Source organism: uncultured Algibacter sp., assembly GCF_947495675.1.
Classification (GTDB): Bacteria; Bacteroidota; Bacteroidia; order Flavobacteriales; family Flavobacteriaceae; genus Algibacter_B.
In genome coordinates this window covers 79,047-94,307 of the sequence record NZ_CANLZX010000005.1, presented here as the reverse complement: position 1 = coordinate 94,307, position 15,261 = coordinate 79,047, and the positions used below count along the sequence as shown (strand labels likewise).

Genomic DNA, 15,261 nt, shown 5'->3' with positions numbered 1-15,261 from the left:
AAAGATAAAAAAACCTGTATCAATTATTATGATACAGGTTTTAGTTTTATAATGATAACCTCCTAAATCTTGTTCAGGAAGATTAATTATTACACTAACATTGTTACAGGGTTCTCAATATACCCCTTTAAGGTTTGAAGGAATTGAGCGCCTGTAGCACCATCAACCGTTCTATGATCGCATGCTAATGATAATTTCATAGTATGTCCAACAACAATTTGACCATTTTTAACAACCGGCTTTTCAACAATATTTCCAACAGAAAGTATTGCAGAGTTTGGTTGATTAATAATTGATGTAAAAGTATCAATACCAAACATACCTAAGTTCGATACTGTAAAAGTACTGCCTTGCATTTCGTCTGGAGTTAACTTTTTATTTCTTGCTTTTCCAGCTAAATCTCTAACTGCCGCACCTATTTGAGGTAATGTTTGCTCATTAGCAAAACGTACAACTGGCACAACTAATCCATCAGGAACTGCTACTGCAACGCCAACATGAACGTGATTATTTAAACGCATCTTGTCTGCAAACCATTGTGAGTTTACTTGAGGATGTTGTTTTAATGCTAAGGCACAAGCTTTAACAACAATATCGTTATAAGATATCTTAGTATCAGGAATAGAATTAAACTGAGTACGGAACGCCATAGCATTTTCCATATCAAACTCTACACTTAAATAATAATGAGGTGCAGAAAACTTAGAGTTTGTTAACGCTTTAGCAATAGCTTTACGCATTTGCGAGTTATCAACATCGTCAAAATCTTCTTGACCCGATGGCACAAATTTACCAGCTGATGCTGCCGAAGCTGCAGGCTCATAATTTTCTATATCACGCTTTATAATACGTCCGTTTTCACCAGAACCTTGAACTTTTGTTAAGTTGATTCCTTTTTCTTCTGCTAATTTTTTAGCTAAAGGTGACACATACACACGACCATTTTCTGTAACCGGTGTTGGTGCTGGAGCACTTGCTTTTTTAGGAGCCGATGCTGCCGCAGGCGCTGCTTTTGAAGCTTCTTTTTTAGCTTCAGCTTTTGGCGCTTCTTTTGCAGGAGCTGCCGATGCAGAAAAATTATCAGCCACACCAGAAACATCTGTTCCTGCAGGACCTATTATTGCTAATAAAGCATCTACTTTTGCAGATTCTCCTTCTTGTAATCCTATTTCTAATAACGTACCAGATTGGAATGATTCAAATTCCATGGTTGCTTTATCTGTTTCAATTTCAGCTAAAATATCGCCTTCTTCAACAGTATCACCTACTTTCTTTAACCATGTTGCCACAGTACCTTCTTCCATAGTATCACTTAAACGTGGCATAGTTACTACTATAACACCTTCAGGTAATGCGGCACTTGCAGTAGGAGTAGCAGCTGTTTCAGCAGGAGCTTCTTGAGTAGATTCAGCTTCAACTGTTTCTTCTTTTGCTTCCGCGGAAGCGTTACCACCTCCATTTAAAAGTCCTGAAATATCTTCACCTTCGTCACCAATTATAGCTAAAAGTTCATCTACCTTAGTAGTTTCACCTTCTTGAACACCAATATGAAGTAGTGTACCTTCGTTAAAAGATTCGAATTCCATTGTCGCTTTATCGGTTTCGATTTCAGCTAAAATATCTCCTTCTTCTATCTTATCTCCTACTTTTTTTAACCAAGCAGCAACGGTACCTTCTTCCATGGTATCGCTTAAACGCGGCATATTTACAACTATTGCCATAACTTATAATTTGTGTTGAATGAATGGATAATCTTCTTGCTCGTATACCATATCGTATAATTGTTGTTTTTCTGGGAATGGAGATTCTTCAGCGAATTTTTCACATTCTGCAACACGTGATTTTACGCGCTTATCAATTACTTTAATATCGTCTTCTGTAGCATATTTCTTTTCAAGAATAACATCCTTTACTTGCGTAATAGGATCTATTTTCTTGTATTCATTTACCTCATCTTTCGTTCTATAATGCTGCGCATCAGACATAGAGTGCCCTCTATAACGGTATGTTTTTAACTCTAAAAATGTTGGTCCGCCACCTGTACGTGCTCTAGTAATAGCCTCATCGAAAGCTTCGGCAACTTTAATAGGGTTCATGCCATCTACAGGTCCACAAGGCATATCGTACCCTAAACCTAATTTCCAGATTTCTACATGATTTGCAGTTCTTTCAACAGAAGTTCCCATGGCATATCCATTGTTTTCACAAACAAATACAACTGGTAAATTCCAAAGCATAGCTAAGTTAAATGTTTCATGTAATGATCCTTGACGTGCAGCACCATCACCAAAACAACAAATAGTCACACCATCAACACCATGATATTTATCACCAAATGCGATACCAGCGCCTAAAGGAATTTGACCTCCTACAATTCCATGACCACCATAAAATCTAAATTCTTTTGAAAAAATATGCATAGAACCTCCCATACCTTGAGAAGTACCTGTAACTTTTCCATATAATTCAGCCATAACACGTTTTGGGTCAACCCCCATACCTATTGGCTGAACGTGGTTACGATAAGCAGTAATCATTTTATCCTTAGTCAAATCCATAGCATGTAAAGCACCAGCTAAAACAGCTTCTTGACCATTATATAAATGAAGAAATCCTCTTACTTTTTGTTGAATGTATACAGCAGCAAGTTTATCTTCAAACTTTCTCCAGAATAACATCTCTTCATACCAATTAAGGTATACCTCTTTTGTGATTTTTTTCATTGAATACTTTTTGAGTACTATTATTTAAATTAGCGGGTTACAAAAGTAACACTTTGTGCTGTATTGCAAAAACACAATATGACTAAAGTATAAAAAAAAATAAAAATAGAGGTGTTATCGATATTATTTAATTAATTAATATTTTTTTTAAATAAAAACATAAATATCATTAACGAAAAATCTATAGTTCAGATTTATCAAACCCTAAAGGTAGAAGATTAGAAAGTGAATTTGATTTAGCAATGGCACCAGTTTCTCCCATAAAATAAATTTCTATTGGGGCTTTTTGTTTTATCTCGTATTCTGCAATTGACTGCCTGCAAGCACCACATGGAGGAATAGGTTTAGTTGTTTTTTTGTTTTTTGAACCAGCAGTAATTGCCATTCGTATTATTTTTGCTTTTGGAAATTGAGACCCTGCATAAAATATCGCGGTTCGTTCTGCACATAAACCAGATGGATATGATGCATTTTCTTGATTGCTACCTAAAACTACCTCATTATTATCTAATAGAATTGCAGCTCCAACATTAAAATTAGAATAAGGAGCATACGCTTTCTCTCTAGCTTCAACTGCTTTTTCCATAAGATACACAACATCTTTAGGAAGTTCTGATAAGGAATCAAATACAAACAGGGTAGATTCTATTTTTATTTCTTTCATAATACAATGTATTCAATAAATTTAAGAAACATATAAAAACAAAAGACTACTGCTTAAAAAAGCAATAGTCTTTTTTAATAATTTTTTTATAAATTTTAATATTCTAAGTATTCTCCGGCACCAAAATTAAAGGTTAAAGAAAAACGTAAAGTATTTTCTAAAGGACTTTGTACTTTAGATGCTGAAAACAAATATGATAAATCAATGTTAACAACATTTGCTTTAAAACCAGCACCTAATGCTAAAAATTTCCTAGCACCTTTATCTTCACTTTCGTTAAAATATCCAGCTCTAAAAGCAAATGAGTCTTGATATAAGTATTCTGCCCCTAATGACCAAGTAAACTCTTTTAACTCTTCGCTAAAACCATCTGGTGCGTCACCAAAAGATTGAAACATTCCAGAAAGAAAACTTACATCTGGGTCTTTACCTTGAACTATAATTGTTGGCTCACTTCCGTCATTATCTTGAGTACCATCATCATCTGCATCAACATAACCATAAACTGGAGGTGTTGGCACTAAAAGCTTAGCAACTTCTGCTGTTACTGATATTTTATTGTAATCGTCAAAAATAAAATCAAAACCTGTTCCTAAACGTAAATTTGTTGGTTGAAAATTTTCTTCGCCTCCTTCATCATATTTAAATTTTGGCCCAATATTTTGAATTGCAAATCCGGCTCTCCATCGACCATTAAAATCTGAATATGCCTCTTCTTCACTTTGATAGTAACCAGATAAATCTACACCAAATGTGCTTGCTGGTTTTATATCACCACCTACACCTTGAATTCTTAAATCTGAACGTAAATAACGCATAAGTACAGACATTGAAAATTGATCTGTTAGTTTTAAAGCATATGAAGCATCAAGAGAAAACTCATTTGGTTTTTGTTGTCTTGGAGTATCATCAGGCCCATCAACAAATTCTATTTCACCTAAAGAAAAATACCTTAAGCTAGCAGCAAATGCACTACGTTCGTCTATACGATTAAAATAAGTAAAATTACCTAAAAATATATCGTTAACTAATTTACTTAGATATGGAGTATAGCTAACACCTATACCTGATTTTGTTTCAGAAAATGCATATTTTGAAGAATTCCATTGTTGAGAAAAAGCATCAACAGAAGTTGCAACACCCATATCACCCATACCTGCTGCACGAGCGTCTGATGCTATTAATAAAAAGGGAATACCTGTTGTTATTACTCTTCTATCTTGGTTTGGAAAAATTGTAGGTTCTTGAGCATAGCCTTTAAGTATAAAGGCGAACGCTATAATTAGTAATATTCGATTCTTCATGTATTCAATTTTATTTAACAAATATAATTTTTTATTACAGTATAACAAGTTTCTCAATTTTTTCGACTGTTTTATTCAACAAGTTAGAATGTACTTTTAGCTTATAGATATAAACTCCTTTACCTATTTTATCTCCAAAATCGTCTCTTCCATCCCAGACAATATCTCTGGATAATGAACTTGTTGCTTTTATACCTCCTGTAGTTTGACCATTTAATGTTCTTACTAATTTTCCAGAAACAGTTAATATCTGTATTGAAACGTCTAAAGGTTCTGAACTATTGTGATTAAACCAAAATTCTGTATAATTTACAAATGGGTTTGGATAATTAAGAACGTTATTTATCACTAAACTTTGGTCTTCATCATAAACAACAAATTGTATTTCTGAAATAGATGAGTTATTATAAACATCCCAAGCTTTTAAAGTTAAAGTATGTAAACCAGGTTCTAAATCTCTAAAAGGAAAACTTACTACACCTTTAGTATAATCGTCAACTTCAGTTTGATAATAATCGTTTAAAACAACTGGATTTGTTTCATCGCCATCTAAAATAGCTACAATATCATGACCTATACCACTAGCGGTATTTATTCCATTAGCGTCTTCTAATTTTGCCAATAATGTGGGAGATTCATTTGTAATTCCACCTGTAACAAAGTTTTCATCATTCATATAAAGCGTTATGACAGGCCCCATATTATCTTCGGGTGCATCCTCATTTAACCCTCCTATTCTAACAGTATTAATATCTGCTCCTGCCTGATCTTCGGTTGAGGATTCATTTTTCGAGTAAAAACTAACTTTCCCATAACCTACAGGAATACCTACATCTTTTGGTACAACAAAATCAAATTCAAATTGTCCATTTTTAACTGAAGCTTGACCTCTAAATATTATTTCGCCAAGAGTTGTGTAATCTAACTTTATTACAACACCACTTTCTTTAATTCCATCATTTGCTAAGGTTTGCCTATTAATAACCTTATCATAAATAGTTGTTGATAGTGTTCCATTATAATCACTTAAAAGATTACCTGCTTCATCTGTAACTTCACCTGCTAATTTTACATAACTTAATGCTTTAAGCGTATCTGTTGCAGTTGCTATTGGCTTATCATTAATTTGAGTTAACCTAATGCTAGGCTTTGGAAATGCTAATTTCATAGCTGGGTCTCCAATAAAAAACACTAAACTTTTTTGACTATTACCAGAAATTAATGGGTCATTTTTAGCTAATCTTAATGCTTCTGCTATAGTTGGATATTCATTATCTCCATAAGCATCATCTTCACTATAAGAAAACAAATATTGCCCTAGTTCTCTATTAAAAGTTATCCCAAAATTAACAAATACTTGTCGAGTTGTAGTAATCAATCCCACAGCACCTGTTTCTTTATTCCAAAATGTAAACTCTCCTGCAGTTTCTCTTAATGGGTTATCAAACCTAGTAAATTCACAGGTTACGGTAACAAAACAATTAAGTTTACAAGTATTACGAAGATCTGTAATATCAGTTTTTAACAAAATACGCTCTTCTGCTAAACCTTCTTCACCTCCATGACCAAAATAATTAACTACTAAGGCACCATTATCCATCGCATTTACTATCTCTTCGGTAACATCAGGATATCTATCTCCACCTGCAGATGATTCTTGCTGAAAGGCATCAGCATGAATCTTAACAACATTTATAAAAGGTTTTTCTTGAGATACTAAATCACCTATATCATTTGTAGTTTCTTGTAACAACCCTAAAAGCTTACTATCATTATCATCTGAAATGACAACAAAATTATTTCGCCAACTCCCATATGCTTCTTTAATATAATAAGATTCTATCTTATCTACCATTTCACTTCCTCGCTGTGGCGTATCAGCTAAAATTCTACCAACAGCAATATCTAATTTATCAGTAGAAACCATAGTGCCTTCATTTTCATCCATCATTCCGTAAAAATCATCAGACACAAATGAGGTTGCTAGACTAAAACTATTGTAAGAATACCATGAAGGAACTATATTCGTATTATTAGTAATTCTATCTTTATAATCATATGATCCATCTCCAAACAAACACAAATATTTAACTCTATTTTCTGGTGTACTTGCATTATCATAAACATATTTAACCATATTTCTAATAGCGCCTACATCTTGGTTTCCTGAACTAAATTCATTATAAATTTCATCTAGGCCAACAACTTTCACATTTAAGCCATATTGATTTCTATTTATCTGTGCAAGGCGTTCTGCTTGATTAAGCATAATACCAGGAGCAATTATCAAATAGTCAATATCTTGAAATTCACCTAAGGTATTTTGAAAAATAGTCCCTTTAATATTTTGATTATTTACAGTAGTTTTTGAATCTATTTTAGCCGAGTAATAGTCAGACGAAGAAACTGCTACATATGATTTTAAAGACCCCAATAAAGAAGTAAAATTAACTGTAGTATTACCATCTACGTTTTCATAGTTTGAAACATTATATATATCTGATACATCCCATACTTCAACAAGACTTGAAGCGTTTTCAATAGTATACTGTGCAATACCGGATGCCGATGCTACTGCTTTATTTTTAAATAAAAATTGATTACCATTAAAATTCAATCTACGCGTGCCTTCAATAGCAATAAAATCAAGATAACCAACAATACTAGGATTGCCCAAATTATCAAAGTCAAGACCAACCTTTATTGTGGAAGAATTAACATTCAAATCACCAATATAAGATGCGCCATTTGCTAAATTGGGTGTAGTAACCCCTGAAATACTTAAAGTAGAGACATCAACCCCATTAACATTAACTCTCATTTGACTATTACTCTTTGAGGCTGTTGCAACAGAAACAGATAAAGTTATTGGCTCTGAAGTAATGAGGTCTGGAAAGTCAAATTCAAATTCTTTACTATTCTCAATATCAAATTTATCTCCAAACCAGCGTCTTCCTAGCGATATAAGATTATAATCATCTATTTCATGAAATTGGTAATCATCATATGTATCTATAACCAAATCTACACTACCAGCAGGTTGATTAAAAGATTGAATACGTTTTCCGTTACCAGAACTTATATTTATATAATAATATGTTTTATCAGTATAACAATTTATATGAGTTCTGCTTTCTTCATTGTATCCTTTAGGCCCTTGCCCATAAAATAAAATATAATCGCTTTCATCAAAAATTCCATCAGATTCTCCAACAAATTTTATAGCGTTTTCGGGTACATCGTAAGGATAAGCTATAGCGTTTGAAAATGGAATCATAGCACCACCATGTCCATATAATTTTATAGTTCTAGGGTCGACATTATTCACATTAACACCCAAACGTTTTAAAAAGCTTTTAGTTAATTTAAAAACACCTGTTGTATCTACATAAAAGCGATACCATTCTCCGGTACTTAAAACCGAATTGGAAATAACCTTAAGACCACTATTTTTTGCAAGTAATGAAGTTCTATTTAGATTAGAACCATTCTTATAATTTAATTGAAAGGATATAATTTTTTTAAAATTACCATTGGCGTCCTTAATTATAGGATACAACTCAAAAAAGGCATAGTTTTTATTTCTGGAAGTAGAATTTTTTAAACTAAATTTTAACTCTTTAGGTATTTTACTTAAATCTAAATCTTTTAATTCTATTTTAGAAATAGATTTGTAAACTATATTACTTATTGAAGCAGAAGATTCGTTTATTTCGTTCTTAGATTCCCATTGATCTACTAACAAAAGCCCCTTATCTAAATCAAAATTAAAATACTCTTGATTAAATGTAGGAACTATAAATGAAAAACTATCTCCTGAGAACTCCTTAGAATCACCCCAAATAAGACTATATTGTTTTTGTTGTGCATTTGCACCTACTGAAATTATCAGCAGTAAAAATAAAATTTTCTTCTTCATTGTTAAAATAACGTTGTTAAAGCATTGTTATTATTAAAAAAACAACAATTTTAAAAACTGTTTCAAAAATACAATAATAAATTAGTAAATCACACGTTAATACAACACAAAACTGTGGTTTAAAGCATTAAAATCATCGTTGTAATGCATAAAAATAGGACGAAATACACTATTTTTTGGTTAAAATGCAAAAAACATCTTGTGATATTAGGTTTAATTCTTATATTGCAGCACCAAAATTATTATTAGCTTACTTAAAAGTATGGATATGAAAAAAGTAGTAGCATTCAGGATTTTATTAGTTTTAGCACTAATAGTGACTTCAACTAGTTGCAAAAAATCTTCGAGTTCAAAAAATAGCTCTAGAGCTACTGGATGGAACATTAACGATAGAGAAGGTGGTTTCCAGTATAATACAGACTTCAAAGAACAAGAAACTTCTCCAGGATTAGTTTTTGTTGAAGGTGGTACATTTACTAAAGGTAGAGTACAAGACGATGTGATGCATGATTGGAATAATACTCCAAATCAACAACACGTACAATCTTTCTATATGGATGAAACCGAAGTTACCAATGCTATGTACATGGAATATTTAGATTGGATAAAACGTGTTTACCCACCATCAGAAGAAAATTTCAGAGCTATTTATCATGGTGCTTTGCCAGACACTTTAGTTTGGAGAAACCGTTTAGGGTTTAACGAAGTTATGACTGAAAACTATTTACGTCACCCAGGTTATGGAGAATATCCTGTTGTTGGTGTAAGTTGGATTCAAGCTGTTGAATTTGCCAACTGGCGTTCGGATCGTGTTAATGAATACAACCTTGAAAAAGCTGGCTATATTAAACGTGGGGCAAAAATTACCGATGTAGATTCAGAACAAACATTTAGCACAGATACTTATATTAACGCACCTACTCAAACATATGGTGGTAATGAAGAAATATTAGCTGGCGATGGACGTAAAAAGAGAAATGTAAGAACTGATGCCGATGGTAATGAAACTGGTATTTACGCAACTCGTGAAACAGGAATCATTTCTCCAAAATACAGACTACCAACTGAAACAGAATGGGAATATGCAGCTTTAGGTTTAAGTGAAATTAGAAGTTACAATCTATACCGTGGGCGTAAAAAATACCCTTGGGACGGACAGTACACACGTTCTGGCAAACGTAAAATACGTGGTGACCAATTGGCTAATTTTAAACAAGGTAAAGGTGATTATGGCGGAATTGCAGGATGGTCTGATGATGGTGCTGATATCACAAACGAAGTTAAATCATACGACCCAAATGACTTTGGTTTATATGATATGGCTGGAAATGTTGCCGAATGGGTAGCTGATGTTTACAGACCTATTGTAGATGATGAGTTTAATGATTTTAACTACTACCGTGGAAATGTTTACACTAAAAACGCACTTAATGAAGATGGAACAGTAAAAGTAGTTACATCTGATAACATTGTATATGATACATTATCTAACGGAAAAGTTGTTGCTAGAAATTTACCAGGCGAAATCCTTAAAGTTCCTGTAGATGACAACGAAACATTCCAAAGAACTAATTTTGATAAAAGTGACGCAAGAAACTTTAGAGATGGTGATAGACGTTCGTCTCGTAATTACGAGAGTTTTGGTGAAGATGAAGAAGGTGATAAACCTAATTCAAACACCAGTAAAATGTACAACTCGCCTAAACCTAGTATCACAAGAGATTCTCTTGGAAATATTGTAAAAGAATATGACAAATCTAACAAAAGAACATCTTTAATTAACGATGAAGTTAGAGTTTACAAAGGTGGTTCTTGGAAAGACAGAGAGTACTGGTTAGACCCTGCTCAAAGACGTTACTTTCCACAAGATATGGCTACAGACTATATTGGTTTTAGATGTGCTATGTCTAGAGTTGGATCAAAAAGTAAAGGTAAAAACAAAAAGAAAAACTAAATTTTAGTTCATACAAAATATTAAAAAAGTCCTAACCTTAGTTAGGACTTTTTTATTTACATTTATTTTTGAAATTAAAAAATATATTTTTGAAAACAGAAGACTTACATGCCTTATTTCTAGAATGCAATTCAATATGTACAGATACTAGAAAACTTAAAAAAGGCGATATGTTTTTCGCCTTAAAAGGCGATAATTTTAATGGTAACCTTTATGCGGAAATAGCTATAAAGGAAGGTGCCAAATATGCTGTTGTTGATGAATCTAATTACGACACTTCTAACAAAACTATACTTGTAGATAATGTTTTAAAAACACTACAAACATTATCATCATACCACAGAAAACACCTCAATATACCTATAATTGCATTAACCGGCAGTAATGGAAAAACAACTACTAAAGAATTAATTAATGCTGTACTATCAAAAAAATATAACACTACAGCAACAATTGGTAATTTAAATAATCACATTGGTGTGCCATTAACTTTACTATCAATGAAACCAACAACAGAAATAGGTATTGTTGAAATGGGTGCCAATCATCAAAAAGAAATTGAATTTTTATGTGAAATAGCTAAACCAGACCATGGCTATATAACAAACTTCGGAAAAGCGCATTTAGAAGGTTTTGACGGTGTACAAGGTGTAATAAAGGGCAAAAGTGAAATGTATAATTTTTTAATTTCTAACAACAAACACATATTTGTTAATGCAAACGATCCTATTCAAGTAGAAAAAACAAAAAACACTAACTTATATACTTTCGGAGATAAAGAAAACGTAGTAGATGTCTTAATAAATTTTGTTGAAGCCCAGCCATTTGTAAAATGCCATTACAATAAATTAAACATTCAAAGTCAACTTATTGGGAATTATAATTTTAATAACATTGCAGCTGCTATTACTATTGGCAATTATTTTAAAATTAATGATATAGAAATAAAAGAAGCTATAGAAAATTATATACCAACAAATAATCGTTCTCAAATTATAGATAAAGACTCAAATAAAATTATTCTAGATGCTTATAATGCAAACCCTACAAGCATGCAAGCAGCTTTATTAAATTTCGAAAAACAGACTGGAAACAAACTAGCTATTCTTGGGGATATGTTTGAACTTGGTGAAGAAGCAAAAATAGAACACCAAAACATCGCTAATTTAGCTTTAGCTATGAATATAAACCAAGTTATTTTAATTGGAGAAAATTTTTATAAATCTAAAATTAATTCAGAAAAAATTATTCAGTTTAAATCTTTTGAAACTTTTAAAAATGATTATAATTTATCTTTAATTAAAAATAAATCTATTCTAATAAAAGGATCAAGAGGTATGGCCTTAGAACGTATTTTACAATTAATTTAAAAAATTACTGAAAATAAAAATGCCAGTTTGAAAACTTCAAACTGACATTTTGTTTAATATAATTCTCCCTAAGAACTAATTAATAGCACCGTAAAGATGCATAATTAATTCCGTTTACACAATACTCAATTTGAGTATTGTTTGATTTTATATGATATTTTTATTCATTTTAAGCATTCCAATAAGTTCTCCTGTTGAAGAAACATCTAGTTTTTTTAGAATATTTCTTCTATGAGTATCCACAGTATTAGCTGTTATACCTAAGCTTTTACCTATTTCTTTGCTTGAATAACTTAAAACTAAAAGTCTAATAATATCGCGCTCTCTATTGCTAATGTTATCTGTAAGTAATTTTTGAGAAAAATTATTGAAATAAATAGTTTCATATTCATTTTTCTCATTTAACAGCTTAGCAGATGCACATACTTGCATTTCTATATCCGAAGGTAAAACTGTATAATGTGCTAATCCAATAATAGGTTTATTATCGTTATCAAATTCAAGCGGAGAAGTATTTTGTACAATATTTACATATTCACCTTTCCCATCTTTAAATCTATAATTCCAAGTATAAGTTGCTTTACTTCTTTCTTCAATAGAAATTTTATCCAAAGTGAAATCCATTAAGGCATTTAACGCATTTAGCCAAATTTCCAAATCGTCTGGATGTATTCTACTCCAAAAGTAGCGCATCCCTTTTGATTTAAACTCATTGTTATCAATACCCAAACAAGCATTCATGTTTTTACTTACATATTCAAAAGATAAATTTTGCGTATTGGTAATGCAAAAAAATGTAGAATTATAAGGTAAATAAGTATCTAATTCTATTATTTTTTCAATATGCTTTTTTAATGAAGGGTTGTCATGCGACTTAAATATTTCTTTGTAGACTTCTTTTATGCTACCAATATTCATAGTTGAGGGTTTTTTTAAAAATATGAAAAAAAAATAAATCTTTATTAATTAATAAAAAAATCCTCTAACATTTAATAGAATTATTCATTGTGTAAATACATAAAAAACATTGACATGTTAAAAACTTAAGAGGAAACCAATATCTTTCAAAAAAAAATTCCGATTTGAAAAAATCAAATCGGAATTTGGATTGTTGTGGGCGCGAAGGGATTCGAACCCCTGACCCCTTGGGTGTAAACCAAGTGCTCTGAACCAACTGAGCTACGCGCCCTCTAAATTGGACTGCAAATATAACCTAGTTTTTAATATTGCAAAAACTTTTTCAATAAAAATTTAAATTATTTCAGCTACAACAAATGTGCTTCCTCCTATAAAAATAAAATCACTACTATTTGCAGCTTTTAAAGCAGCTTTATAAGCTTCATTTACAGATTCATAAGTCTCACCAATTAAATTACTCTCAAATAAACTATTTTTTAATACTTCTGCATTTAAACCTCTTGGAATATTTGGTTTGCAGAAGTAATATGATGCTTTTTGGGGTAACAAATCTACAATTGTACTTAAATCTTTATCATTAACTACTCCAAAAACAATATGCAAAGACTCGAAAACTTCATTTTTTATTTGTTTCATCACATAAGTTAAACCTTCTCTATTATGCCCAGTATCACAAACTACTTTTGGTTTGGTATTCAAAATTTGCCAACGCCCCAATAAACCAGTATTTTTAACAACATTTAATAATCCTTGTTTTAAATTTTGATTTGATATTTTATACCCTATTTCTTGAAGCTTGGAAACAGTTTGTACAACTGTTTTTATGTTTTTAGACTGGTAGCTCCCTATTAAATCTGATTTATAATCTTTAAATATTTGTTTATCTGCAAAAGTAATTTTAGAATTATTCTTTTTAGCTAAATCTTTAAAAACTGATTGTGTTTCTTTTTTTGTTTCTCCAATAACTACTGGAATATTTGGTTTAATAATACCTCCTTTTTCAAAAGCAATAGCTTCTAGAGTATTTCCTAAAAACTGTGTATGATCTAAACCTATGTTTGTAATTACAGATATTTCTGGAATAATAATATTTGTAGAATCTAATCGTCCTCCTAAGCCTACTTCTATAATAGCAATATCAACATTTTGCTTTGCAAAATAATCGAATGCCATCCCAACAGTCATTTCAAAAAATGATAATTTATGGTCTTTAAAAAAGGATTTATTCCTTTTTATAAAACCAATAACAAACTGCTTGCTTACTTCGTCTCCATTAATTCTTATACGCTCTCTAAAATCACTTAAATGAGGAGAAGTATATAATCCGACTTTATATCCAGCTTCTTGCAATACAGACGCTAACATATGGCTTGTAGAACCTTTACCATTGGTTCCTGCAACGTGTACAGATTTAAATTTATTTTCAGGATTTTTTAAATGTTTTGCAAGCTTTAAAGTATTTGATAAATCTTTTTTAAAAGCTGTTTTACCTTTTCGCTGATACATTGGCAGTTGAGAAAACATCCAATTTAATGTATCTTGATATGTCATTGTCTATTGACTTAATTTGAAGTTAACACTAACAAAACCTACTTGTCTAGATGGTGCTTTAGGATCTGAAGGCCATTTATGAGACATGGCTATTTTTTTAGCTGGCTCTAATAAACATTGTGCTGTGTTTGTTGTTCCCTTTTGACCTGGATCGGCAGAAATAACGTTCCCACTTTGATTCACTATTATTTTTACAATAACCATACCCGACTCGTTACAATCTTGTTTTAATCTTTTAAAAGATGCTTTACCTCTTCCATTCAAACCATAACCAACACCGCCACTTCCAGTACCCTGTCCACCAAAATAACTTGGTGCATAAGGGTTACCATCTAATTGTCCTTTATCTCCAGATTTATCATCATTGCCTTCACTTCCTGTTTGAGCACCTTCTGATTTACTAACACCACCAATTAAAGCATCAAGTTTTTTCTTTTTTTCTTCTTGCTCACGCTTTTCTTTGGCAATTTTATCTGCTTCTGCTTTAGCTTTAGCTTCTGCAATAGCTTTTGCTTTAGCCTCAGCTTGTTTTTGTTTTTTTATTGCAATTTCTTCTGCGTTATCTTGGGTTAAGACCTCCTCTTTTACCTCTGATGATTTAGTTGGCTCTGGTTCTGCTTTTGAAACATCTGGCTGAGGGGGTTCTTCAATTTCACGAGGCTCAGACTTAACAGGTTTTAATGGCTGTACATTACCTTTACCAACACTTGAATTACCAAAATTTACGGCAACACCATATTCTTCTGGAGGATCCATATACTTTGTTCCAACAACAAACAGTAATAACAGAAGTATAACTGTAATTAAAGCAGTTAATTTTGCTGAATTCTTTTCGTGTTTAGTTTTAAAGTATTTCAT

The 15,261-nt window shown here is 31.8% G+C and carries 10 protein-coding genes and 1 tRNA gene; 2 read left to right on the top strand and 9 right to left on the bottom strand.

Translation table 11 applies throughout. The annotated features are described in order from the left end of the window. Nucleotides 1–89 precede the first annotated feature (89 nt). The 5 genes from Q0842_RS05290 to porU form a co-directional block, all read right to left on the bottom strand. Nucleotides 90–1,721 (bottom strand): pyruvate dehydrogenase complex dihydrolipoamide acetyltransferase, encoded by a 1,632-nt coding sequence (locus Q0842_RS05290; protein WP_298495140.1) that lies wholly within the window; start codon nucleotides 1,719–1,721, stop codon nucleotides 90–92. A 3-nt stretch (nucleotides 1,722–1,724) separates the two neighbouring features. Further along, nucleotides 1,725–2,723 (bottom strand): pyruvate dehydrogenase (acetyl-transferring) E1 component subunit alpha, encoded by a 999-nt coding sequence (pdhA, locus tag Q0842_RS05285; RefSeq protein ID WP_298495138.1) that lies wholly within the window; start codon nucleotides 2,721–2,723, stop codon nucleotides 1,725–1,727. A 181-nt stretch (nucleotides 2,724–2,904) separates the two neighbouring features. Further along, on the bottom strand, nucleotides 2,905–3,387 hold the full coding sequence (cdd, locus tag Q0842_RS05280; RefSeq protein ID WP_298495136.1) for a cytidine deaminase: 483 nt from the start codon (nucleotides 3,385–3,387) through the stop codon (nucleotides 2,905–2,907). 95 nt (nucleotides 3,388–3,482) lie between these two features. Further along, the gene (gene porV, locus Q0842_RS05275) at nucleotides 3,483–4,691 is read right to left on the bottom strand and encodes a type IX secretion system outer membrane channel protein PorV (protein WP_298495133.1); all 1,209 of its coding nucleotides are present in this window, start codon (nucleotides 4,689–4,691) and stop codon (nucleotides 3,483–3,485) included. 34 nt (nucleotides 4,692–4,725) lie between these two features. Next, on the bottom strand, nucleotides 4,726–8,610 hold the full coding sequence (gene porU / locus Q0842_RS05270; RefSeq protein WP_298495130.1) for a type IX secretion system sortase PorU: 3,885 nt from the start codon (nucleotides 8,608–8,610) through the stop codon (nucleotides 4,726–4,728). Nucleotides 8,611–8,872: 262 nt separating this feature from the next. Between porU and gldJ the strand changes: the two genes are divergently transcribed. Next, complete coding sequence (gldJ, locus tag Q0842_RS05265; RefSeq protein ID WP_298495128.1) at nucleotides 8,873–10,564, top strand: gliding motility lipoprotein GldJ; 1,692 nt, start codon at nucleotides 8,873–8,875, stop codon at nucleotides 10,562–10,564. A gap of 89 nt (nucleotides 10,565–10,653) precedes the next feature. Then, complete coding sequence (murF, locus tag Q0842_RS05260; protein ID WP_298495125.1) at nucleotides 10,654–11,934, top strand: UDP-N-acetylmuramoyl-tripeptide--D-alanyl-D-alanine ligase; 1,281 nt, start codon at nucleotides 10,654–10,656, stop codon at nucleotides 11,932–11,934. Nucleotides 11,935–12,081: 147 nt separating this feature from the next. Here the strand turns inward: murF and Q0842_RS05255 are convergent, their stop codons facing one another. The 4 genes from Q0842_RS05255 to Q0842_RS05240 all read right to left on the bottom strand — a co-directional run bounded on the left by Q0842_RS05255 (nucleotide 12,082) and on the right by Q0842_RS05240 (nucleotide 15,261). Further along, complete coding sequence (locus Q0842_RS05255; RefSeq protein WP_298495123.1) at nucleotides 12,082–12,852, bottom strand: LuxR C-terminal-related transcriptional regulator; 771 nt, start codon at nucleotides 12,850–12,852, stop codon at nucleotides 12,082–12,084. Between the two features lie 196 nt (nucleotides 12,853–13,048). Then, a tRNA-Val gene (locus Q0842_RS05250) sits at nucleotides 13,049–13,123 on the bottom strand. Between the two features lie 62 nt (nucleotides 13,124–13,185). Further along, on the bottom strand, nucleotides 13,186–14,403 hold the full coding sequence (locus Q0842_RS05245) for a folylpolyglutamate synthase/dihydrofolate synthase family protein (RefSeq protein ID WP_298495121.1): 1,218 nt from the start codon (nucleotides 14,401–14,403) through the stop codon (nucleotides 13,186–13,188). Nucleotides 14,404–14,406: 3 nt separating this feature from the next. Then, the gene (locus tag Q0842_RS05240; RefSeq protein WP_298495119.1) at nucleotides 14,407–15,261 is read right to left on the bottom strand and encodes an energy transducer TonB; all 855 of its coding nucleotides are present in this window, start codon (nucleotides 15,259–15,261) and stop codon (nucleotides 14,407–14,409) included.

Bases quoted from the DNA above. Each gene is read 5' to 3' on its own strand.
- cdd (WP_298495136.1), bottom strand. From the start codon at position 3,387: ATGAAAGAAATAAAAATAGAATCTACCCTGTTTGTATTTGATTCCTTA.
- Q0842_RS05290 (WP_298495140.1), bottom strand. From the start codon at position 1,721: ATGGCAATAGTTGTAAATATGCCGCGTTTAAGCGATACCATGGAAGAA.
- Q0842_RS05240 (WP_298495119.1), bottom strand. From the start codon at position 15,261: ATGAAATACTTTAAAACTAAACACGAAAAGAATTCAGCAAAATTAACT.
- porU (WP_298495130.1), bottom strand. From the start codon at position 8,610: ATGAAGAAGAAAATTTTATTTTTACTGCTGATAATTTCAGTAGGTGCA.
- Q0842_RS05255 (WP_298495123.1), bottom strand. From the start codon at position 12,852: ATGAATATTGGTAGCATAAAAGAAGTCTACAAAGAAATATTTAAGTCG.
- Q0842_RS05245 (WP_298495121.1), bottom strand. From the start codon at position 14,403: ATGACATATCAAGATACATTAAATTGGATGTTTTCTCAACTGCCAATG.
- pdhA (WP_298495138.1), bottom strand. From the start codon at position 2,723: ATGAAAAAAATCACAAAAGAGGTATACCTTAATTGGTATGAAGAGATG.
- gldJ (WP_298495128.1), top strand. From the start codon at position 8,873: ATGGATATGAAAAAAGTAGTAGCATTCAGGATTTTATTAGTTTTAGCA.
- porV (WP_298495133.1), bottom strand. From the start codon at position 4,691: ATGAAGAATCGAATATTACTAATTATAGCGTTCGCCTTTATACTTAAA.